This window comes from Alteromonas sp. WD8-37, from assembly GCF_055326825.1.
In genome coordinates this window covers 185,281-207,923 of sequence record NZ_JBUZOV010000003.1, presented here as the reverse complement: position 1 = coordinate 207,923, position 22,643 = coordinate 185,281, and the positions used below count along the sequence as shown (strand labels likewise).

At 53.1% G+C, this 22,643-nt stretch carries 17 protein-coding genes; 6 read left to right on the top strand and 11 right to left on the bottom strand.

Translation table 11 applies throughout. The features are described from left to right. Nucleotides 1-38 precede the first annotated feature (38 nt). Nucleotides 39-1,400 (bottom strand): bifunctional UDP-N-acetylglucosamine diphosphorylase/glucosamine-1-phosphate N-acetyltransferase GlmU, encoded by a 1,362-nt coding sequence (gene glmU / locus ACTUJZ_RS09875; RefSeq protein ID WP_463636142.1) that lies wholly within the window; start codon nt 1,398-1,400, stop codon nt 39-41. Between the two features lie 207 nt (nt 1,401-1,607). Between glmU and ACTUJZ_RS09870 the strand changes: the two genes are divergently transcribed. Continuing rightward, a complete protein-coding gene (locus ACTUJZ_RS09870; RefSeq protein ID WP_463636141.1) occupies nt 1,608-3,029 on the top strand; it encodes a sensor domain-containing diguanylate cyclase in 1,422 nt (473 codons plus the stop codon). On the opposite strand, the gene ACTUJZ_RS09865 is transcribed toward ACTUJZ_RS09870, so the two are convergent. Genes ACTUJZ_RS09865 through ACTUJZ_RS09855 form a run of 3 tightly spaced genes read right to left on the bottom strand, consistent with a single transcriptional unit; the run spans nt 3,026 to nt 5,765 of the window. Beyond that, nucleotides 3,026-3,916, bottom strand: a complete 891-nt coding sequence (locus tag ACTUJZ_RS09865) for a DMT family transporter (protein WP_463636140.1) — start codon at nt 3,914-3,916, stop codon at nt 3,026-3,028. The two genes, ACTUJZ_RS09870 and ACTUJZ_RS09865, sit on opposite strands and share 4 nt — an antisense overlap. Then, on the bottom strand, nt 3,907-4,371 hold the full coding sequence (locus tag ACTUJZ_RS09860) for a methylated-DNA--[protein]-cysteine S-methyltransferase (RefSeq protein WP_463636139.1): 465 nt from the start codon (nt 4,369-4,371) through the stop codon (nt 3,907-3,909). Before ACTUJZ_RS09860 ends, ACTUJZ_RS09865 begins: the two co-directional genes overlap by 10 nt. Beyond that, nucleotides 4,368-5,765 (bottom strand): AlkA N-terminal domain-containing protein, encoded by a 1,398-nt coding sequence (locus ACTUJZ_RS09855; protein WP_463636138.1) that lies wholly within the window; start codon nt 5,763-5,765, stop codon nt 4,368-4,370. The genes ACTUJZ_RS09860 and ACTUJZ_RS09855 overlap by 4 nt, the downstream gene beginning before the upstream one ends. Before the next feature lie 251 nt (nt 5,766-6,016). On the opposite strand from ACTUJZ_RS09855, the gene ACTUJZ_RS09850 reads away from it, so the two are divergent. Next, nucleotides 6,017-7,117 carry a serine hydrolase domain-containing protein gene (locus tag ACTUJZ_RS09850; protein WP_463636311.1) on the top strand — a complete coding sequence of 367 codons (1,101 nt, stop codon included), beginning with the start codon at nt 6,017-6,019 and terminating at the stop codon, nt 7,115-7,117. 29 nt (nt 7,118-7,146) lie between these two features. On the opposite strand, the gene speA is transcribed toward ACTUJZ_RS09850, so the two are convergent. Beyond that, entirely contained in the window at nt 7,147-9,063 is a 1,917-nt protein-coding gene (gene speA / locus ACTUJZ_RS09845; RefSeq protein WP_463636137.1) for a biosynthetic arginine decarboxylase, read from the bottom strand. Between the two features lie 301 nt (nt 9,064-9,364). Here speA and ACTUJZ_RS09840 point away from each other — a divergent pair, with 301 nt between their 5' ends. Genes ACTUJZ_RS09840 through ACTUJZ_RS09830 form a run of 3 tightly spaced genes read left to right on the top strand, consistent with a single transcriptional unit; the run spans nt 9,365 to nt 13,066 of the window. After that, a complete protein-coding gene (locus ACTUJZ_RS09840) occupies nt 9,365-9,856 on the top strand; it encodes a (2Fe-2S)-binding protein (protein ID WP_463636136.1) in 492 nt (163 codons plus the stop codon). Next, complete coding sequence (locus tag ACTUJZ_RS09835; protein WP_463636135.1) at nt 9,856-10,878, top strand: FAD binding domain-containing protein; 1,023 nt, start codon at nt 9,856-9,858, stop codon at nt 10,876-10,878. Before ACTUJZ_RS09840 ends, ACTUJZ_RS09835 begins: the two co-directional genes overlap by 1 nt. After that, entirely contained in the window at nt 10,868-13,066 is a 2,199-nt protein-coding gene (locus ACTUJZ_RS09830) for a xanthine dehydrogenase family protein molybdopterin-binding subunit (RefSeq protein WP_463636134.1), read from the top strand. The genes ACTUJZ_RS09835 and ACTUJZ_RS09830 overlap by 11 nt, the downstream gene beginning before the upstream one ends. Before the next feature lie 63 nt (nt 13,067-13,129). Here ACTUJZ_RS09830 and ACTUJZ_RS09825 read toward each other — a convergent pair whose 3' ends face one another. Together ACTUJZ_RS09825 and ppiC are read right to left on the bottom strand one after the other, a co-directional pair. Next, the gene (locus tag ACTUJZ_RS09825; protein ID WP_463636133.1) at nt 13,130-13,570 is read right to left on the bottom strand and encodes a DUF2177 family protein; all 441 of its coding nucleotides are present in this window, start codon (nt 13,568-13,570) and stop codon (nt 13,130-13,132) included. 55 nt (nt 13,571-13,625) lie between these two features. After that, nucleotides 13,626-13,901, bottom strand: a complete 276-nt coding sequence (ppiC, locus tag ACTUJZ_RS09820; protein WP_463636132.1) for a peptidylprolyl isomerase PpiC — start codon at nt 13,899-13,901, stop codon at nt 13,626-13,628. A gap of 142 nt (nt 13,902-14,043) precedes the next feature. Between ppiC and ACTUJZ_RS09815 the strand changes: the two genes are divergently transcribed. Continuing rightward, the gene (locus ACTUJZ_RS09815; RefSeq protein ID WP_463636131.1) at nt 14,044-15,252 is read left to right on the top strand and encodes a serine hydrolase domain-containing protein; all 1,209 of its coding nucleotides are present in this window, start codon (nt 14,044-14,046) and stop codon (nt 15,250-15,252) included. A gap of 103 nt (nt 15,253-15,355) precedes the next feature. Here ACTUJZ_RS09815 and ACTUJZ_RS09810 read toward each other — a convergent pair whose 3' ends face one another. The 4 genes from ACTUJZ_RS09810 to ACTUJZ_RS09795 all read right to left on the bottom strand — a co-directional run bounded on the left by ACTUJZ_RS09810 (nt 15,356) and on the right by ACTUJZ_RS09795 (nt 22,598). Further along, the gene (locus ACTUJZ_RS09810; protein ID WP_463636130.1) at nt 15,356-16,666 is read right to left on the bottom strand and encodes an IS4 family transposase; all 1,311 of its coding nucleotides are present in this window, start codon (nt 16,664-16,666) and stop codon (nt 15,356-15,358) included. A 118-nt stretch (nt 16,667-16,784) separates the two neighbouring features. Further along, entirely contained in the window at nt 16,785-20,471 is a 3,687-nt protein-coding gene (locus ACTUJZ_RS09805; RefSeq protein ID WP_463636129.1) for an FG-GAP repeat domain-containing protein, read from the bottom strand. Between the two features lie 156 nt (nt 20,472-20,627). Beyond that, entirely contained in the window at nt 20,628-22,274 is a 1,647-nt protein-coding gene (gene groL, locus ACTUJZ_RS09800; RefSeq protein ID WP_463636128.1) for a chaperonin GroEL, read from the bottom strand. 33 nt (nt 22,275-22,307) lie between these two features. Then, entirely contained in the window at nt 22,308-22,598 is a 291-nt protein-coding gene (locus tag ACTUJZ_RS09795) for a co-chaperone GroES (RefSeq protein ID WP_262992162.1), read from the bottom strand. Nucleotides 22,599-22,643 lie beyond the last annotated feature (45 nt).

The window sequence follows — 22,643 nt, the reverse complement described above, 5'->3', positions numbered from 1 at the left end:
GGCAAGAAAAAGCCGGTGATAAAAACCGGCTAAGAAGATTATTTTTTGCTGGGGCGTGGCCAGTTGGCAATATTGCGCTGGCGCCCGCGGGCCACCGCCAGGGCATTGTCATCCACCCGGCTGGTGATGGTACTGCCCGCCCCCACCGTGGCATTGGCACCAATTTCTACCGGCGCTACCAGTGATGAGTTAGAACCGATAAAGGCATTTTCGCCAATCACCGTCTGTGATTTATTGGCCCCATCATAATTACAGGTGATGGTACCCGCGCCGATGTTGGCGCCGGCGCCCACAGTAGCATCGCCTAAATAGGTTAAATGATTAGCCTTGGCGCCCTCGCCCAGCGTGGCTTTTTTCATTTCCACAAAGTTGCCCACTTTGGCGCCTTTGTGCATCACCGCGCCCGGGCGCAGCCGTGCATACGGGCCCACAGTACATTGTTCTGCCACCCGCGCTTGTTCCACAATACTATTGGCTTCAATCACCGCGCCATCACCAATCTGGCAGTTTTTCAGCACACAGTTCGGGCCGATGATGACATTATTGCCCAGTGTCACTGTGCCCTCGAATACCACATTCACATCCACAAACACATCCTGGCCGGTGGTGACGGTACCGCGAATATCTACGCGCAACGGATCGGCCAGGGTAGCGCCGTCGGTCATCAGCGCATTGGCCTGACGATGTTGCAAAGCGCGCTCCAGCTTGGCCAGATGAATACGGTTATTCACCCCTTCCACTTCCACCGGGTCCACCGGTTGCGCTGCCTGGATGGTTTTGCCCTCGGCCGCGGCCATGGCAATCACGTCAGTCAGATAGTATTCGCCCTGGGCATTGTCGTTGTTCAGTTCGCCCAACCAGCGTTTGAGATCGGCGCCACTCATCATCATCATGCCAGTGTTGATTTCACGGATTTGGCGCTGCGTATCGCTGGCATCTTTGTGTTCCACAATGGCGCTGATGTTGCCGTTGTCTGCCCGTACAATACGCCCCATCCCGGTGGGGTCATCCAGCTCCACCGTCAGCAGGGCCAGGTCACACTCTGCTTTTACCTGAACCAGACGCTGCAGGGTTTCAGCAGTGATCAACGGGGCATCGCCCACTAAAATCAGCACATCTTCATCGTCTTTTACATGGGGCGCGGCTTGCTGGACCGCATGGCCGGTGCCCAGTTGCTCGGCCTGTAAGCACCAGTTAAGATTCTGGCCGCTAATGCTGGCCTGCAGTTGGTCGCCGCCATGGCCGTAGACCAAATGCACCGCATTGGCCTGCATGTCTTCCACCGTATTGATAATACGCTGCACCATGGGCAGGCCCCCGATGGGGTGCAGCACTTTTGGCAAAGATGATTTCATGCGGGTTCCTTTTCCCGCGGCCAGAACAACAACCGAAAATGCCATGAAGTATCCTTAAATGTTAGTTGCGAGCTAAAATGGAGGTAGTGTAACTAAGCCAACTGCATTAGTCAGCGTATCATTACGCAGCGCGGCGGTTTTTGTTTAATCGCGGCAAAATCCTAGGCGGGCTGGCCACAAATCGATATACTTTGGTCCGGTGGCAGGTATCCATAGCCACTGTTCCCCTCTTGCAAAGGAGCATGCATCAGTTTGAGAGCCTTCAGATCCCTGCATCGCAGCATTTTAGTGTTGTTTTTAGTGGTGGTGGTTGCCATTGTGGCACTGGTGCATTTTACCATCTCCAATATGGTGGCCGAACAAAGCCGCGCTCAGCAACAATCCCTCACCCCGGCTTTTACCCTGATTGCTGAAGAGATCCTTAAGCCGTTGCACATTGCGCAGGCCTTAAGCCAGTCACAGGAATTACTGGCGCTGATGGAAGCACCAGAGCTGGATAAAACCCGCACCCTGGCCATGCTGAGCCGGCTGGAACAAGAATTTGATTTACGCTTTTTTGTGGCCAGTGAGCGTGCCCGCCAGCAGTATTTGTCGGATGGTCAGTCTATTGCGCTGATTGAAGGCCAGGTGAACTGGTATTTTAAATACAAAAACCGCCCGCAGCGGGTGGTGGCCGACATCGGTAAATGGGAAGACACCCATATTTATATGGACCTGAAAATTTTCGATGCCAACGGCGAATTTTTAGGTTTTTTTGGTGTGGGCCAGAGCCTGAGCCGCTTTTTAGAGGTGTTTGAATCCTATAAACACGAATACGGCTATGACTTTTTTATTGTTGACCAGCACGACAACATCATGCTCTCTTCAGATGCCAGTTTGGTGGCGCGCCACTCCCAGTTTACCCACCTGACCGAGCTAAGCTGGTTCAGTGCTCTGCCTGAAGAAGCCCAGGCCCAGCGTGACCTGAACAACCAGCTGATTGATATGCACAATGAAACCTTTTTGGTGGCCGAGGTGGGCCTCGACCAGTTTGACTGGACGGTGTATCTGCTAAGTCCGCTGGATAAGCGCCAAACCGCGATTTCCAAAGGGTTTATCGCCAGTGTGCTGGTGTTGCTGGCGGTGGTCTTTGCACTGTTTTTTGTGATTTATCACCTGCTGTATTATTTTCGCAAAAATTTACATGCCGATGTGGTACTGCCACACGCTGCGCGCTTGCCGGATCGCAATCAAACCGAGCAGGCGTACAACAAGATCCTGGATAATCATCATTCAGTCAGTGTGGTGGTCATCGATATCGACCATTTTGCCATGCTGGCGGATACCTATGGCCGTGCCACCGCCGATGATATTCAGCAGCATGTCATCAACTTTTTACATTCCCGGCTGCGCGAGGTGGATGTGATCGGGCGCTGGAGCAGTGAGGAGTTTATTTTGCTACTGCCGGATACCGGTCCTCATGAAGCTTTTAGTCTGGCCGAACAGCTACGCGATGAAATCAGCCAGCTGCCGCCGGTTCAGCGCGCATTACAACTGACCCTGACCGCCTCGCTAGGCGTGTCGTTTACCGCTACCCACCGGCCGCTGGCTATTGTGGCAGCCCATGCTGAAGATGCGCTGTACCAGGCTCAGCATGATGGCTATAACCTGGTTCGTATGCAGCTGGCCAGCTAACCCGAGACCACCGCCCGCGGGCGTCGCCAGCGGCTGATAAGGCCGGTGGTCATGGCCACCCCAGCCAGAATGGCCGCGCCACCCCCCAAAGTCTGGCCGGACAAGGTTTCGTGCAAAAAGACCACGCCCCAGATAATACCAAACAGTGGCACCAGATAGGCCACCGTGATGGCTTTGGCTGGGCCGATGGCGGCAATTAGATGAAAATACAAAATATAGGCAATGCCGGTGCCTGCCACCGCCAGCGCAATCGCATTGGCCCACGCCGCCTGGCCCGGTAAGGTCGCCGGCCAGTGCCAGATAGCCAGCGGTAGTAAGAGAACAGAGGCCATCGCCTGGCTGCCGGCGGCCACCGCCAGTGGCTTAGCGCCCAGCAACCAGCGTTTCATCATATACGCGGCCAGCCCGTAACACAGCGTAGCGGTGCAGGCAGCCACAATTGGCCAGAGCGAGACCGTACCGCCCTGCACTTTTTGTTCGCTGATCACCAGCACCCCGGCAAAGCCCAATCCCAGCCCGGCTACCGCCAGTTTGGATAAGCGTTCCTGTAACCAGACAAAAGCCACCAGTGCACCAAACATTGGCGCGGTGGCATTTAAAATCGCATTCACCCCGGCTTCTAAGTGCAGGCTGGCAAAATTAAACAGCGCAAACGGGATGGCGGTGTTGATGGCGCCGATGGCGCAAATAGGCCAGAAAAAGCGCCGCACATCGCCGGCCTGACGTTTGAGCAGCAGCACCGGCCATAACACCAGCGTGGCCAGCACAGTGCGCACTTCCACCAGCGCAAATACGCCAAACTCCGGCGCGGCTACCCGCATAAATAAAAATGAGGCGCCCCAAATTGCGCCCAACAATATCAAAGCCAGCGCATCTTTTACTGGCATGGTAAACCTGCTTTTTCCAGCGCCAGTAAGCCGGCTTTGCGCGTCAGGCCGCCAGCATAGCCGGTCAGTTTACCATTGGCCCCGATAATGCGGTGGCAGGGCACAATGATGGCAATGGGGTTGCGCCCATTGGCCAGGCCCACCGCACGCATGGCTTTGGGCCGGCCGATAGCATGGGCAATCGCGCCATAACTGGTGGTAGTGCCGTAGCCAACCTCTTGCAAGGCGCGCCATACCTGTTGCTGAAAGGCAGTGCCGGTGGCTGCCAGTGGCACGGAAAAATCCTGCAGGGTGCCGGCAAAGTAAGCCTCAAGCTGCTCACAGGCCTGCCGGGTGATGGCATTGGGCGCTGCTGGTGCTGGCTGCTCACAAAAATGTACAGCCGTTACCCCTTCGGGACTGGCACACACTTGTAATGGGCCAAAAGGGCTGGCCAAAGATTGGGTGTAGATCATGTTGCTGCTCGTTGTTGTAATGCCACTTCCCACAGTTGCAGGGTCAGATAACTGCGCCAGGGGGCAGCAGCAGCCGGGGTCAGGGCATAGTCGTTGGCGGTATTGCGCACCACCAGATCGCTGTGTAAATAAATATCGCAGGCATTATGCCCGCGAAGTTGCCAGTAGTCACAGGTCCAGGGGCCAATGCCTTTAACCGCCAGCAGTGCTTCGCGGCTGGGTGTCGGATTGTCGGCAAAGACCTCGGCCAGCCGGCGCAGGGTATGCTGGCGGGTGGCCGGCATGCGTAAAAAATCCACCGGCTGGGCCAGTACACTGGCCGCATCAGGAAAAACTATGCCATAGGCATTGCTGGCATCCACCCGTTCTGCCAGCTGGTTGGCATAGGTCACCGCGGCTTTCATGGATATTTGCTGGCCCACCACCGCCCGGCAGGCTGCTTCAAAAGGGTCCCAGGTGCCGGGTAAGCGCAAGCCGGGCATGATGTGCGCTTCTGGCAGACCGCTGTTAGTCAGTGCTGTGTGGATCAGTTGCGGGTCGGTATCGGTATCCAGCATGCGCCGCAGATTGGCCAGCACGGGTTGGATAAAAGCCGGGTTATCCAGATGCAGGGTGACCTGAAACCCGCCGGCAGTCTTATCATAGCGAGCCAGAATATGGCCATCGCTGCCCTGCCAGCAAAATGCGCGGGCGTAGGAATCGGCGGTAAATTGCTCCACCGCGTCGATGGCATGCAGGCGTAAAAAGCGTTGCACCTGCGGCCAGTTATAAGGCTGGCGACAGGCAATAAACAGCTGGGTTGCAGCAGAAACCGAGGTTGTCACAAAATGTTTCCTTAATTGGGTTGGGCTGAGCTGCCAGTGCTGGCGTAGCAAATGTTGCAGGCGCCGGGCAGAACGAAAACTGCAGGCGGCTGCAACATCGGTAATGCTCAAGCTGGTTTGTTGTAATAGTTGTTTGGCCAGCAATAGTTGATTAAACAATTGTAATTGTTTGGGGGCCACACCGATTTCGCGGGTCAGCAACTGATGCAGATAGCGTGAGCTGATGCCTAGCCGGGCTGCAATCTGCTGCACCGGCTGTGCTGGCTGGGCAGCCAGTAAATGCTGCGCACGCTGTACTGTGGTGCCCACCCCACGCCAGGCTGGGGAAGCGGGTGCGCTATCCGGCCGACAGCGTAAACAGGGCCGAAACCCAGCCTGCATAGCTTGGGCAGCCAGACAAAAATATTGCACATGCTGTTCTTGGGGCACGCGCGCCGGGCACACTGGCCGGCAAAATATACCCGTACTGGTTACCGCTACAAAAAATGCGCCGTCAAAGCGCACATCGCGGCTTAGCCGGGCCTGGCGAAAGGCAGCGCAGCGCGGATCATCAGCGCTCAGTGCGGGCATGGTGCAGTCTCCTGGCAGCGGGGTAGCAATGTTTTCAGTGTACCCTGTTTTACCCGCTCAGATGCGATGAAATCGGCACTGACAGTCGCCATGCTTGCCGGCTGGGATCCACCAATGTGCAATGGTTGATTCAATGCTCACCCAACCGCATAATACCACGTTGTTTTTACCCGGATTAATGAGGATTTGTTTGATGCTGACCCACAGGAGTCATTTTGCGTAAGGGTTATCTGGTCATTTGGTGCTGGCTATTGCTGATCGCTGGCGTAACAAGCACAGCAGTGTATGCAGCCGCACCCGGCTGGGTGGATGATTATGCTCGCCATGTGCGGCATCAGGCGGATAAATTTAATATTCCGGGTTATGCTTTTGTGTATTACAAGCAAGGCCAGTCGCCGCAGGTGTATGTGTATGGTAAAACCCGCCGCAACGGGGTGGCGGTGAATGGCGATACTGTTTTTCGCTTAGCATCAGTGTCTAAATCATTTACCGGTTTGTTGTTAGCCAAACTGGTGGCGCGGGATGAACTGGCCTGGGATATGCCGGTTGGCCAGCTGGTGCCGGATATCGCGTTTGATCAAAATGGCTTACAGCAACTGCAGTTGCAGCATATTGCCGGGCAGTCCAGCGGCTTTATGCCTAATGCCTATGACAATCTGATTGAAGCTGATTATCCGCTGAATAAAGTGTTGGATCATCTATCCCGGCTGGAGCCGATTTGTGCACCGGGGGAATGTTATACCTATCAAAATGCCCTGTTTGGCGCCATCGAATATTATCTGGTCAATCAAAATACCTCGTATCACCGGCAAATTCAGGAGCAATTATTTACCCCGCTGGGCATGCATACCGCCAGTGCGGGTAAAGGCGCATTGCTGGCCTCACAACGCTGGGCCCGCCCGCATATTGCCATCGCCCGCAATAAATGGCGTCAGGGCGTGGTCGAAAGCAATTATTATCGCTTTACCCCGGCTGCCGGGGTCAATGCCAGTATCAATGATATGACCCGCTATCTGCAGGCGCTGCTGGGCGAGTTTCCCACCGTGTTGCCGCCGGAACTGGTGGACTATGTGACCACCCCGCGGGTGCGCACCACCCGTGAGATTTACCGGCGCGGCTGGCGCGGTCATCTAAATGACGCCCATTACGGGCTGGGCTGGCGGGTGTATGATTTTGACGGCCACAAACTGAATTATCATGGTGGCTGGGTCAAAGGATATCGGGCAGATGTGTCGTTTGATGTCGAGGCCAAGGCCGGCTATGTGATGCTGATGAATGCTGAGTCGAATCTGATCAACACTACCACCGCAGAATTCTGGAAACGCTTTTATAAGCAACACGCCGGCAACTAGGCCGGCGTGTTTGTTATAGCATTGTGCGCTTACTTGCTGGTTTTTAAGTAGGTATAACCACTTAAGCAATTTTCATAAAAATCGGTCCAGCGCACCCCTTCACGCGGCAAAATCGCCCCGGCCGAGACTTGCTTATCGATTAGCTTTTTCACATCGTAAGCCATGGCGCGCGGGTTGTACTGCATGATGTTAAGCACATCCTGCACCGACGAGCCTTTTACCACTTCTTCGATATAAAAATCCTGCGGATCATCATCATAGCTATAGATATGTACTTCGTTCAGGCGCCCGAACAGATTGTGCATGTCGCCCATCACATCCTGATAAGCGCCGGTTAAAAACAAGCCGGCATAATAATGCTCGCCTTGTTTAAGCGGGTGCATCGGCAGAATATCGGTGATCTCACGGCCCACCGAAAATTGATCCAGCTTACCGTCACTGTCACAGGTGATATCTACCAGCGTACAGTTCACCGTGGGTTTTTCATCCATGCGGGTCAGGGGCACCACCGGCAACAGCTGGTCGATGGCCCAGGTATCGGCCGCTGATTGGAACACCGAGAAGTTACACAAATACTGGGATGACAGACTGTAATCCAGCTCCTGCAATTCTTCGGGCACATATTCTTCCTTGGCATACCAGTTGCGCAGCCGCGCCATGATGCGCCAGTAGATGGTTTCAATCTTGGCCAGCTCTTCTAAGCTAAGCACCCGCAGCTTGAATGCATCCAGCGCTTGTTCTTTGTATTGCGAGGCATCGTTGAACACTTCCTGCATCGAGGACTGCTCATCAAAAAAGTCTTCCAGTTCGCGGATATTTTTGACAAACACATGTTCACCATCAGCCACAGAGGTATCCACTTCGGCACTGTTGGAGCGAATTTCACCCACAATTTCAGTGATCACACAGCTATGGTGGGCAGTGATAGCCCGGCCGCTTTCGCTAACCAGATTAGGATGAGGCACCCCTTCTAAATCACACACTTCTTTCATGCCATACACCACATCGGCCACATACTCGGCCATCGCATAGTTGCGTGATGAATCATTGGTCGAGGCGCTGCCATCATAATCGATGCCCAGGCCGCCGCCCACATCCACATAATCTAGCTCAAAGCCCATCTTGAACAGATCAGCATAGATACGCGCGCCTTCGCTGATGGCTTCTTTGATCACCCGAATGTCGGTCAGCTGGCTGCCGATATGAAAATGCAGCAACTTAAAGCAGTGGCTCATATTGTGCTCGGCCAGATAGCGGGCTGTTTTGATGATCTCCGGAATGGTAAGCCCAAACTTGGCGCGTTCGCCGCCAGAACCTTCCCATTTGCCACGGCCTTTCACGGTCATCTTGGCGCGCACGCCAATGATCGGGTCGATTTTCAGCTCTTTGGCGATTTTGACCAGCAACAGCAGTTCGGTATATTTTTCAACTACCACCACCATCTTGCGGCCTAGCTTACGGCCCAATAGCGCCAGACGCATAAATTCTTCGTCTTTATAGCCATTTAAGATGGTCAGCGAGTCTTCATTGGTGTTCAGCGCCAGCGCAGTGATGAGCTCGGCTTTGGAGCCAGCTTCCAGCCCGTAGTTAAACGGCGCGCCGGCATCCACAATTTCTTCCACCACCTCGCGCATCTGATTCACCTTGATCGGATACACGCCGTTATACTGGCCCTTATAGCCGGCTTCTTTAATGCTGCTGCGAAAGGCAGTATTCAGGCTGGCTACCTGCGAGCGCAACACATCGTGAAAGCGCACCACGACAGGAAATTGCACGCCTTCTTCCCGAATCTCATCAATTAAGGCCTGAAAATCAATACGTATGCTTTTGTCAGACGGTACCGGGGTAACATGAACGTTGCCGTTGTCACCCACTTCAAAATAGCCACCACCCCAGCGAGATACGCCGTATAGCTTTTCAGCTTCTTCGATGCTCCACTCAGACAATGTTGCCTCTCCAGTTGTTATGCCCGGTGGCCACAGCGGCCGGGCGGGATATCAGATAAGTTCGCGTATTATAATCATGCACACTCGCTACGCTATGAAATTTACGCAATTTACTCAAATTCTTTTGCCAGCGCCCGATAGGCCCAGGCCCTGAGAAGGTAAATACCCAGGTGCGGCTATTTTGTTCAGTTTTGTTGCCTGCCCGGGTAATCCTGATCAGCCACACCGCGTATCAGCAAAAATACCACCCGCTGCGCTGCGTGCGATGTCCAGCGCCCTAACGGCACATAAGGACCCAACTATGCCGGCAGTTTCAATCAATGGCCAGGCGCACCCGTTGCCTGACGATCCCCGCACCACCCTGCTGGATTTTTTACAGCAGCATCTGACCTTAACCGGCACCAAAAAAGGCTGTGACCATGGCCAGTGCGGCGCCTGCACAGTGCTGGTGGACGGCGAACGCATGAACAGCTGCCTGCTACTGGCCTGCCAGCTTGGCGGCCGTGAAGTTACCACCATCGAAGGCATTGGCAGCCCGAACAATCTGCATCCGGTGCAGCGCGCTTTTTTACAATGCGATGCCTTTCAGTGCGGCTTTTGCACCAGCGGCCAGATTTGTTCCAGCGTGGCCATGCAGGCCGAACTGAGCCAGCCCAGTACCGTGTGGTTTGAGCCGGATGCCGCCCCGGATGAAGATATCAAAGAGCGTTTGAGCGGCAACCTGTGCCGCTGCGGGGCGTATGCCAACATTGTGGCAGCAGTGAAACAGGCCGGTGTCGGGGAGTCGTCCTGATGCAGCCTTTTTCACTTTCACACTTACACGACCCGGGCGAGCTGGCCAGTTTAGGCGACTTTGACCAAAGCCGCTTTATTGCCGGGGGCACTAATCTGGTGGACCTGATGAAACATCAGGTGGAAACCCCAGTCAAACTGGTGGACTTAAGCCCCTGGCAGGCCGCCCGCAATATTACCTTAAAACCTGACTCGGTAGAGGTGGGCGCCATGGCCACCAATACGGCGCTGGCCAATTTTGCCTATCAGCATGCCGAGCTCAGTGTGCTCAGCCAGGCACTGCTTAGCGGCGCCACGGTGCAGCTGCGCAACCGCGCGACCACCGGCGGCAATTTATTACAGCGCACCCGCTGTTATTATTTTTACGATCCTCAGCAGCCGTGCAACAAGCGCACTCCTGGCGCCGGCTGTGCTGCGCTGGACGGCATGAACCGCATTCATGCGATATTGGGCACCTCGGCGCAGTGTATTGCCAGCCACCCATCGGATATGGCGGTGGCCATGGTGGCACTGGATGCCAAGGTAAAAACCTGCAATGCCAGTGGGGCCGAGCGCCATATTCCGGTGCGCGACCTGTACCGGCTGCCCGGCGATACCCCGCACATCGAAACCGTGCTGGCCGGGGATGAGCTAATTACAGCAGTGAGTATTCCCCGCCAGGCTCATGGCACGCATATCTATCGTAAGGTGCGCGATCGCTCTTCGTATGCTTTTGCGCTGGTCTCGGTGGCCTGCACGTTGACCCTGGAAGATGGCGTCATCAGTGCGGTCAATATTGCGCTGGGCGGCGTGGGCACCCGGCCCTGGCATGCCGATCAGGCCGAAGCCTTTTTGCGCGGCAAAACTGTCAGTCGCCGCCTGTTTGAAGATGCCAGCGAGCTGGTGGTGGCCAATGCGCAAGGTGCCGGCGGTAACGATTTTAAAATACCGTTGGTAGTACGCACGTTAACCCATGTACTGGAACAGGCTGCCGCCCATCAGCGCGCGCACCCCGGCCATCAGGGAGCAATCTATGCCCGCTAGTCATATTACCCATACTCTGAAGGTCGGTGAGCCGGCCGAGCGCCTCGACGGCTGTTTGAAAGTGACTGGCCAGGCCCAGTATGCCGGCGAACAGCCCTTTGACCAACCTGCGCTGATTGGTGCCTATGTGGGCGCGCGCTGCGGGCCTGCTACCCTAACCCATCTGGACACCCAGGCTGCCGAACAAGCGCCGGGCGTGCATGCGGTATTGACCTACCGCAATGCCCCCGAGCAACAAGATTTTGCCGAGCCGGCTGATGCTGCTCGCTTTGGTCAGAGCCGTGTAGTACTTCACAATACACACATTCGCTACGCCGGCTTCCCGGTGGCACTGGTGGTGGCCGAGACCTTAGCCCAGGCCCGCTATGCAGCCAGCCTGGTGGAGTACACCCTTGATCATGAAGGGTTTGATGAGCTGACCGAGCGGGACCAGGCCGATACCACGCCGGAGTCGCTGGACGGCGGTTTTAGCGCCGATGCCCATTGTGGCCTGCCAGCAGAAGACGATGCCGCCAGCCAGATTGACAGCGAGTATGCCACGCCTAATCAGGTCTCAGCGGCCATGGAGCCGCATGCTACGCTGGCCTGGTATGACGGTAAGACCCTGCATGTGCGCACCAGCGTGCAAATCATTGCCAGTGCGGTGACCTGCCTGGCCAACACCTTAAAGTTGCCGGCTGAAAATATTCATGTGCAAAGCCCTTTTATCGGCGGCGGTTTTGGTTCCAAACTGGGCCTGCACAATGATGCTATTCTGGCCTGCCTGGGCACGCTACATCTGGGCCGTCCGGTACAGGTAACCCTGCACCGCCGCCAGGTATTTCATAGTGCGCCGCACCGCGGCTTTAGCTGGCAGCAGATCCGTTTAGCCGCCGATAACCAGGGCCATCTGCAGCATATCCAGCATGTCAGCCAGATGCCAATGGCCCGGGATTATGCCTTTGCCGAGGCCACCGGAGCGGGTGCACGCATCACTTACCAGGCGCCTGCGATCTCCAGCCGGCATCGGGTCAAAGTCATTGACAGCCCGGTCATCGACTCGGTCCGCGCCCCGGGTGACGCCATTGGTTCGCTGGCCTTTGAATCGGCCATAGATGAGCTGGCCCTTGCAGCAGGCCAGGATCCCGTGGCATTCCGGCTGGCCAATATTGCCACCGCCCACCCTATCACCGGCAAGCCTTTTTCCAGCCACTATCTGGCCGACTGTCTGCGCCAGGGCGCCGAAGAATTTAACTGGCAGCAGCGCCAGTACCCCGAACATGATGAGTTTAGTACGGGTTACGGCGTGGCACTGGCCATGCGCATGAATACGCTGGTGGAGAGTGAGGCACGTTTGGAGCTAAGTGCCGACGGTGTGATTTCTGTGTTTACCGACATGACCGATATTGGCACCGGTACCTACACCATTTTAAGCCAGGTGGTATCAGAATATTTTGATCTGCCAGCCCACCGCATTCAGATAGAGCTGGCCGACAGCCGTTACCCGGCTTCCAGCGGCTCGGGCGGGTCGTTTGGCGCATCCAGTAGCGCCGGTGCGGTGCACAATGCCTGTGAACAGCTTGGCCGTTTGTTGTGCCAAAAAGTCGGGGTGGCCGCTGCCACCCGTCAGCTGCGCATCGATGAGGACGAGTTGGTATTAGGCCAGGCTGGCAAGCAGCAGCGCCATACCTTAACAACCTTAATTGGCAAAACACTGACAGCGAGCGGGTCGGTAGCCCCCGGCCAGGGTCATGAACAGTTTGCGCAATACTCGTGCGGAGCACATTTTGCTAAAGTACGGGTTAGCCGGGTCACCGGCGAAGTACGGATAGAAAGCCAGCACGGGGTATTTTCGGCCGGTCAGATCCTTAATCGTCAAACCGCGACGTCGCAATTACAGGGCGGCATGATTTGGGGCACCAGCTATGCCTTATTCGAAGATTTGCAGCGCGACCCGCGCAGCGGTGGGTTTATCAACTGCGATCTGGCCGAATACCATATCGCAGTAAATCGGGATATCGGAAAGCTCAGTGTCAGCTTTATCGAGCAGCCGGATTATCATGCCAGCCCATTGGGCAGCAAAGGGATCGGCGAGCTGGGCATTACCGGTGCTGGCGCGGCAATTGCCAATGCGGTCTATGATGCAGTGGGTGTGCGGGTTAAGGCATTTCCACTGACCCCGGATAAAGTAATAGCCGGGTTAAAATAACGCATGCAGTAAGTCCGCCCCCGTCAGGGGCGGCGGACTTGGGGCTTAAAATTTTGCATGTGTTTACATTTCCCCATTAGGCTGGCGGCGTTGCTGAAAACCCCACCAGCCGACGGTGGCACAACAGGCGGTAAGTAATACCCCCCATCCCCAGTGCAGCACTGCGCCTGCCAACGAAAAATTTGCCAGCAGACTATAGCTGGCCAGGTTGTAGGCGCCGTAACTGGCAAGCCCTAAAAATGCGCCGTCGATACTGGCATAAAACCAGGGCTGGTCACGATTGGCCACCACCGCCAGCACAAAAATTACCCCACTGTAGAGCAGATAAAACAGCAGCCACGGCCACAACAAAATCTCTGAGCGCAAACTGTTGCCCAGCTCATTGGTATACCCGTCACCGGCAAGCCAGCCCAGCCAGAGTCCATCCATCAGACCTAAACACAGTAAAATGGCCAGCATGCCAAGACCAATATTGACCGCAAAATGTTTTATATTCGCAAGCATAGAAACGCGTAAAGTGGAAATGAGGCTGTGTTTACCGCAAGCCCTGGCAAACAGATCAGCTTCGATAGAGAGGTTTGATCAAGTGATAACCAAAGCGGGTTTTCACCGGCCCGTGTACCTGTAGCAACGCTTTTTTGAATACCACATCATCGAACGCCTTGACCATCTGGCCACGGCGAAACTCGCCCAAGTCCCCGCCACGCTTTTTTGACGGAGACAGGGAGTGCTTTTTTGCCAGCTTGGCAAAATCAGCGCCCTTGGCCAGTTGTTCTTTAAGCGCCAGCGCTTCTTTTTCGGTTTTAACTAAAATATGTACAGCCGCTGCTTTCATACAATCTCCTGCTGGCCGGGTTGGTAGCCGCTAGTATACCGCAACATTCGCTTACACTTCATGCGTAGCTAATTTTCAGCTGTTTTAGCCAGGCTCGACTAGGCTTGAAGGCTATCTATATTATCGAAGGAAAGCTAAATCAATGAGAATAAAGCGTATGTTTTTGAACGGCTGGTCGATTTTGGGTTTGCTTGGTTTGAGCCTGCTCAGCGCCACCGGCGCGCTGGCAGCAACCTCGTCTGAGCACCATCAGGCCGGCCCGGTGCAGCAATTTGACGAGTTTTTGCAGGCTTACCGCCAGCAACAAAGCATCTTAAGCCTGTCGGTTGCGGTGGTAAAAGATGGCAAAATCATCTTTGCCAAAGGCTACGGCTGGCAAGACCATGATGCCGAAGAGCCCACCACCGCCGATACCAGCTATCTGGTGGCCTCTATCAGCAAAACCTTTAGTGCCGCCACCTTGCTGGCCATGGAAGCAGACGGCCATATCGATTTAGAGGCTGACTTTACCACCTTGAGCGACTGGGACCGGCGGTGCCAGTGGCTCGGCTCAAGCGGGATTATTTTTGGCGGCGGCACACTGGACTCGGGGGAGAAGATTGCGCCGATAGATTGCGATGCCAGCTTGAGCCTACGTCAGGTGTTGCAACATCGCGTACAGGGTACACCCGGCAGCCGCTTTTTTTACAACCCGGTGGTATTTGGCCGGCTGTCCAACTGGGTGGAAGAAAATACCGCCCACAGCTGGCGCCACTGGATGCGCCACTATGTCATTGAGCCTGCCGGCCTCGACCACACCGCTGCCGGCTGGCGTGATAATCATGGCAGCGCTGCCCTGACCCAGCTGGCACCGCCTTTTCGCCATGCACCCGAGCAAGCTGATAACCTAGCCCCCTCACCATTACCTAACCCAGAGCTCAACGCCAGCTCCGGCATCATCGCCAGCGTTAATGAGCTGGCTCGCTATAGTATTGCGCTGGATGAAGGCAAAATATTATCCCCAGCCCTGCTCGACAAAATGTGGACCCCGCCTACCGAGGCCGATGGCAAGCCGGCACCCTACGCCTACGGCTGGTTTGTTCAGCAATGGCAGGGCCAGCGCCTGGTCTGGCACAGCGGCTGGTGGCCCGACGCTTATGCCGGCTTTTTGGTTAAAGCTCCCGACGCCGGCCTGACTCTCATCGCATTGGGCAACACCGACGGCATCCGCACCAATATCAACACCCTGACCCACGCCGAGGTACACAAAAATCCGCTGGTGGGTAAATTTTTGCAGTTGCTTGTTCCAGCCAATACAAAAGACCAGATGGCTCAGGAAAGTACCGCAACGCACAGTGCAGACACCCAGTGATTAAATTGTTGCGGGCTTAGTGCTTTGCTTGTAACGAACCTGTTAACCAATAAAATGTATAGTCATGCAGCAATAAAAAAGGCGCTCCGAAGAGTAATGCCGTTCACTTAAGGTGAACGGCATTTTTATTTCTGCTGTATCGTTGTGGTCGTTGTTTGACTGTCCGAGGGAAGCTTCGTTCTCGTCGTGGCGCGAGAATAAGATGCTCAGCCATTTTATGCAGATACTTGTATTGTCTGGGAATTGCGCCGGGCGTTGAATAAGGCAGCCCAACCAGCAGCGACGTCACCTGAGCCAGTGCACCGTTAAAACTAAGCTGGTAAGGCAGGTAATTTCCCTTAAGATTAAAGCACATCTGAACCATCTGGTATCGCACCAGATTGTAGGTCAGCAATACGCCCCATAGCTCCTGCTTCACTAATTCAGGCAGGCGACTACGCAGGGTCAGACGGTTACCCAGCATGTATTGTTTCTGCTCCCGATAGCCCTGCTCAATTTCCCAACGATGCCCGTATAAGTCTGCGATGTCGGCTGCAGGATAGCGCATGGCGTCGATCATTGAGGTGAGTACTTCATAGGTTTTGCCTTTAACTTTTCGGCTTACAATACGAGCAGTCAGGGTATCGGGTAATCCCGGCCATAACTTCCTGGAGCGAGGGTTACTGCTTAATATTACCAATTTGTCGTTGCGTCCCAGAGAGCGTATTTCTTGATATTGCAGGTTCTTTTTCACAGGAATAAGCCAGTGCCGGTTTTCCCCTTCGTACTGCCACTGATGTAACAGGCCCAGGGAGTAAAACCCTTTATCGAACAGGGTGACACTATTGTCCGGAGTGGTTTCGATAAGCTGTTCGGCCAGCTTCATTTCATTGACGGCATAACTGTCAAACGCGCTTCCTGTCATCAGGTGAGTACTTAGCTCCATCTGACAGACCATTCTTACCTGCGGATAAAGAGAATCTTTTTTGCGTGAAAACGCCTCGGCATTTTCGGGCGTATCTTCGGTACGCCAGACGACACCATCAACGCCTAACAGCGTCAGTCCGTTCCACTGAGGTAGATTTGCCTGTTTGACCCAATGCGCGGTCATGTGCTGATACACCGCCTTTGCGCCACTTTCCCCCAGTGTTTTGCGACGCTGTGTCAACGCACTTGGCGCCACAAAAGGTTTACCCTCGCGGTCAACAATGTCCAGTTGATTCACGACATCGGATATCGATTTGTCGTTGTACAGCGCCATCCCCACAAGCAACCACACCAATGATTCCAGCGGCAACTTACGCTTGCGCAACGTGACCGTATCAGTCATCTGATATGCTTGCTCAATCAATTCTAGTGGGATGAGGTCTGACAGCGCTTTAACCTGAGGCTGTTTTACTGAATTGATAATGTCGAGAGCTTGAGAAACGTCCATAAAAAAATCCGATACCAGTTGCCGGATATCGGATTTTGAAGCCTTCAAAGGATCGGTCAACCGATCATGAAAATATTCTTAACTGTTCGGCATTAGCTCCGAAGAGCGCCTTTCGTTGTTATTGCAGCCAGTACATGCCTTGAGAAGTGGCAAAAAGTACTTCCATATTGCCATCTCCGTTTTCTCGTGTAGATAACGCTGCATCATTAACAATGCCGATTAGCGATGGGCTTGTCCAGATTGTATGTCCAATCTCTGACAACACACGCATTTGTGACAAACTGACGCCCCATGTATCAAGATTTTCTGCCACGACTAGATTGAACGGGTCCATCGGATGAGTTGCCATCGCTGCAATCTGATAATCCAACTTTTGGGTACTTATCTTTGTGAGGCTTTGTGTATCTAACGAAAAGCTCACAAACTGGTTTTCTCCCCACGATGAGGGCGCGCATGCTAGGCGCGTGTCATCTGCAGTACCAAAAATAGTAATGTTGCTGCACGGTGCGGTTATCGATGCACGGGAAACCAGGGCCGTATCCTGGAAGCTCATGAGCGCTAATGTAGTGCCGCTATAATCAGGCGTTGATACCACAAACATAACTTCGTTATCTTTGAGAGTGATATCAAAATCCATAATATTCGAGTCAAATGCCTGATTAGCCAGTAGCACTTGATTTTGGACGTCGTAGATTTTGAGAGCTCGTCGATCCACAACAATCGCGTCCTCATGACCATCCTGATTGACATCAAATGTTTGTATTAGACCAATTTCACCATCGTACGCCCCGGTGACCGACCATTGCTCTTCTCCGTTGTGTAACTGAATAGCGGCAAAGGCATTATCGTAGATCTCTGTGGCCGGTACAAAAATATCGCCGGCACCATCATTGTTGAAGTCAGCCAACGATGTATGGTAACTCCCGTCCCAATTACTGGAAACTTCGTTTCCGACTGACAGTTCGCCACTTGCAGTCATTGTTATGTAGCGAGATGCATCATAGCCACTATTGGTTGATGGCGTAAAAAAGACGGCTTGTTCATCATTGCTGGTGAGTTCAGACCAACCCGCTGCGGTAAAGATACCAAGCTGTGCATCATATAGATCTTGTTTCACAGTTGCTGAAGTAGACGTGACATCTGCGATCATTACAGTATCTCGTCCCGAGCTATTTGTACCAGTGCCCCAAATCAGTTCGGTGGTGCCATCATTATCAATATCACCTGATGCCAGTGAGGAAGAACCACTCTCTCCCATGGTTGTCTGCCATGCTATCTCTAGTAAATTGGTTTCATCCCAAGAGTAGGCTGTGATATAGCCCGACTGGCAATCTCCTGCGATAATTTCATCGGTGCCGTCTTTTTGCAGATCCACACTTTCAATATCACAGAAGTTGATCGACTCGATTGAATCCCACTGCGTACGATCGACAGCAGAGTACACGTATAAGCTACCATATCGATCTGCAGCTACAATTTCATCAACCGCATCACCATCCAAATCGGCAGTGGTCACTTCTGAAGTACTAAACCGGATACCCAGCAACCATTCGTTTGCCCCTGACGTCAGGTCATAGACCAAGCCAGTATTGGTTACTAGCTCCCACGCTGCATCGTTGTCTACATTACCAACAGCCATGCTAGTGAAATGGTCCATAGTCAACTCTAGTAACGGGGCTTGCCAACTATTAAGCGACGCGACTGTCACAGTGACGGGCTCGTCGCCATACTCATCCCCCTGGGCGTAAATAAGTTCTTGGGTACCATCACTGTTAATGTCTTGAAGAACGGCCATTTTTAATACACTTTCAGATTCGCTTTGCAAAACCTGACGTGCAACTGAGGCTAAGTCATCTATCATCCAGATGGTCGTGGTGGTAATAACCAGAATCTCAGAAATGCCATTCTGATCTGCATCACTGGCCAGCACCTGAACGATTCTTTCGTCCTCGCCAAAGCCATATGGATACAGCCAGGTTTGCTGCAGCTGGTTATCAACAATTTGATGTAAGAAAACGCGCTGGCGATTATCGGTACCCAACAGTTCGTTGTTGCCGTCACCATCAAAATCACTGACCCAGTGGCTATTGTTGGCTGTAGGGATCTCAACGCCTGAGCGCATCATTGGCAATGGCTTGTCCACGGTAACAGAAACTTCTATCGCCACTTCTGCTCGTTCAGCAGGATTCAATTTGTTGCCAAAATTAAACGCATAAATCTGCGTTTCGAACAACTGAGAGGTTGGCGCGGTCCAGGTAATTACGCCGTCGCTGTCGATACTGGCGCCCTCTGGCCCGCCTACAAAGCTGGCAATATTTTGTTCGTCCGGTAAATCGGATGTAGTCATGCCCACAGAAAAGGAAATGGTTTCACCAGCGCTGATCGTACTGGAAAAGTCGGACACTGTTACTTCAATTGGTGCGTCTTGGACCCAGATAGAAGTTGGATAACTTTCAACCCGGTGCTCACCGTCGTCGACTACCAAGGTAACGGTAATATAGTCACTTTCGGAAAATGAGTATGCCGGTAAGACAGCGCTATGGTTATCTTCAATCAAAACATCATCGATGTACCAATTGTACGATATTGATAGCTCAGCATCAGGTGTGTCCACGTCAATTATATCACCCGGGGCCACTTCAATATTTTGGTGACTACTGGCTGGTTGGGCATTTAGTACCAGTGGCTCTTCGACCGCGGGAGCGAAGCTCATCTCATTTAGAGGCGTAAGCGTATCGTCTACAATGGGCTCGCGAAGATAGTTATACTCAGCATTAACAAATTGGCCGTGGTCGAACTCTCCGTCATTGTCGGTATCTTGTTCGTACAGCACCCAGTCAGCTACAAACCGGACTTGCGCGGCTTCGTCATTAAACGTCAACGTAGTGTCTGTCCAATATGGTCCACCCTGCTCATCAGAGTTGATGCCAAATGACACAGCGCCGACAGTTCCCTTAGCAAATTGTCCAGTGGCTTCAAAAGCATCGTCAGAAAGCGTTTCACGCCTTCTAATGCTGGAATCTATGAGATATTGGGCATTACCGTGGCTTAACGACAAATATCGCTTTTGTTCCCTCTGGTGTACCCCATCAACAATACTATCAACGTAGTTGATGAAACCGGACAAGGCAATAGATTCATCTGGTTGCCAAGTGAGCTGATCGAAGTAGAGTGAATGGCTGCTTGGAAGAGTATCACTGTTCTCGGTCTGCATGACCGCTATGCCGTTTAAGGTATAATAGCTGTACTTGTAATCTAAACAGTTGGTGAACTGCATTACTACAGTACCGGCCAGGGATTCGGGGTCAAACTGTCCCTTGTACGTAACCGACCCCTCGTATTCACAGCTGACGGTCACATCTACTGACCCATCTTGTTCTGCAACTTCTTGAAGAAAAAATGGGGAAAAGTGCGGTAAAGACACGATTTCAGTAGTAAAAACATAACGATAAACAGATTGAGCCAAACTCGGCGTAATCTGCGCTTGCTCTGTCAAACCGGTGTATTGACCATCGGCCAAGGTTCGGGCAGCAGCAGCCACTTTTTCTTTACTGTAATCGTAGGCTTGCAGAACCACTTGCGAAGGGGAGACGTCCGGCGTTTCATCGGAATTATAAGGATCAGCCGGTGGGGGCGTTTCCGGCTCGGCAGGTGCAGGTGGCTCTGGGTCATTAGTTACCGGTTCTGTTACCGGGGCAGCCTCAACAGGCGCTGGCACGGGCTCCGGAGTTGATGATTCATCACCGCCGCCACAGGCAGATAAGACAATACTTGCCAGCGACGCCAGCATAAACTGCTTTTTCATATTTCATCCCTGAATAAAAATCAATCATTACAATTGCGCGATGCGAGAATACCCTATTTTCATGATAAAAACTTATAAACAATAAAAAAGTTCTGGCAAACAAAAAAAGGCGCTCCGAAGAGCGCCTTTTAAATCAAACGGTTAGCTTTGGGTGGCTTACATCATGCCGCCCATGCCGCCCATTCCACCCATGCCGCCCATGTCTGGGCCAGCTGGTGCGTCGTCTTTTGGTACTTCGGCTACCATGGCTTCGGTAGTGATCATCAGGCTGGCTACTGAAGCAGCAAACTGCAGCGCTGAACGAGTTACCTTAGTTGGATCCAGGATACCCATTTCCAGCATATCACCGTAGGTGTCATTGCCAGCATTGTAACCGTAGTTACCTGAGCCGCCTTTGATGGCGTTAACCACAACAGACGCTTCGGCGCCGGCGTTGGTCGCGATTTGACGCAGCGGCGCTTCCATAGCGCGCAGCGCCAGGTTAATACCGTGAGTCTGGTCTTCGTTTTCGCCTTGCAGGTCAAGTACTTTGGCCGCTGCGCGAACCAGAGCCACACCACCACCAGGGACCACGCCTTCTTCTACCGCAGCACGTGTAGCGTGCAGAGCGTCTTCAACGCGATCTTTCTTCTCTTTCATTTCCATCTCGGTGGCAGCGCCAACCTTGATGACCGCAACACCGCCAGACAGCTTGGCCAGGCGCTCTTGCAGTTTTTCTTTATCATAATCAGAAGAAGATTCTTCGATTTGACCTTTGATTTGTGCACAACGGCCTTCGATGGCGGATTCGTCACCGGCACCGTCTACTACTGTTGTTTCATCTTTATTGATAACAACGCGCTTAGCAGTACCTAAGTCTTCCAGCTGAGCTTTTTCCAGCTCCAGGCCAATCTCTTCAGAGATCACAGTACCGCCAGTCAGGATAGCAATATCCTGCAGCATAGCTTTACGACGATCACCAAAGCCTGGGGCTTTAACGGCAGCAACTTTTACAATACCGCGCATGTTGTTCACAACCAGTGTGGCCAGGGCTTCGCCTTCCACATCTTCTGCGATGATCAGCAGCGGCTTACCGGCTTTTGCTACGCCTTCCAAAGTAGGCAGCAGTTCGCGGATGTTAGAGATCTTCTTGTCTACCAACAGGATGAACGGGTTGTCCAGTTCAACTGTGCCGTTTTCTTGGTTGTTGATGAAGTAAGGAGACAGGTAACCGCGGTCAAACTGCATACCTTCAACCACTTCCAGCTCATTTTGCAGGGCCTGGCCTTCTTCAACAGTGATAACACCTTCTTTGCCCACTTTTTCCATCGCTTCAGCAATGATCCGACCTACTTCTTCGTCAGAGTTAGCAGAGATAGTACCTACCTGGGCGATAGACTTGCTGTCAGCACAATCTGTAGACAGTGATTTCAGCGCTTCAACTGCGGCTACAACTGCTTTGTCGATACCACGTTTCACGTCCATTGGGTTCATGCCCGCAGCAACCGCTTTTAAGCCTTCTACCACGATTGACTGGGCCAACACCGTTGCAGTGGTAGTACCGTCACCGGCTTCATCGTTAGCCTTAGACGCAACTTCTTTTACCATCTGCGCGCCCATGTTCTCGAACTTGTCTTCCAGTTCGATTTCTTTGGCTACCGATACACCGTCTTTGGTGATGGTAGGCGCACCGAATGATTTATCCAGTACCACATTGCGGCCTTTCGGGCCTAAAGTAACTTTTACTGCATTTGCCAGGATGTTTACGCCTTTTAGCATCTTAGTGCGGGCGTCATCTCCAAAACGTACTTCTTTAGCTGCCATGATCAAATTCCTCTAAATACGGTTCAACAGGTCTTATTCTACGATTGCCAGAATGTCGCTTTCACTCAGGATCAATACTTCCTGATCGTCCAGCTTTTCTGTTTTCACGCCGTAACCGTCGTTGAAAATAACGGTGTCGCCAACTTTTACATCCAGAGCTTTGACTTCTCCGTTTTCTAGGATGCGACCATTACCTACTGCGATTACTTCGCCGCGTGTAGATTTTTCTGCCGCAGAACCAGTCAGAACGATGCCGCCTGCTGATTTGGATTCTTGCTCTGCGCGCTTAATAATTACGCGGTCGTGTAAAGGACGAATTGCCATTTTCAAGTCTCCTGAAAATTCCAACTATACAAAAGTTAGTAGAGT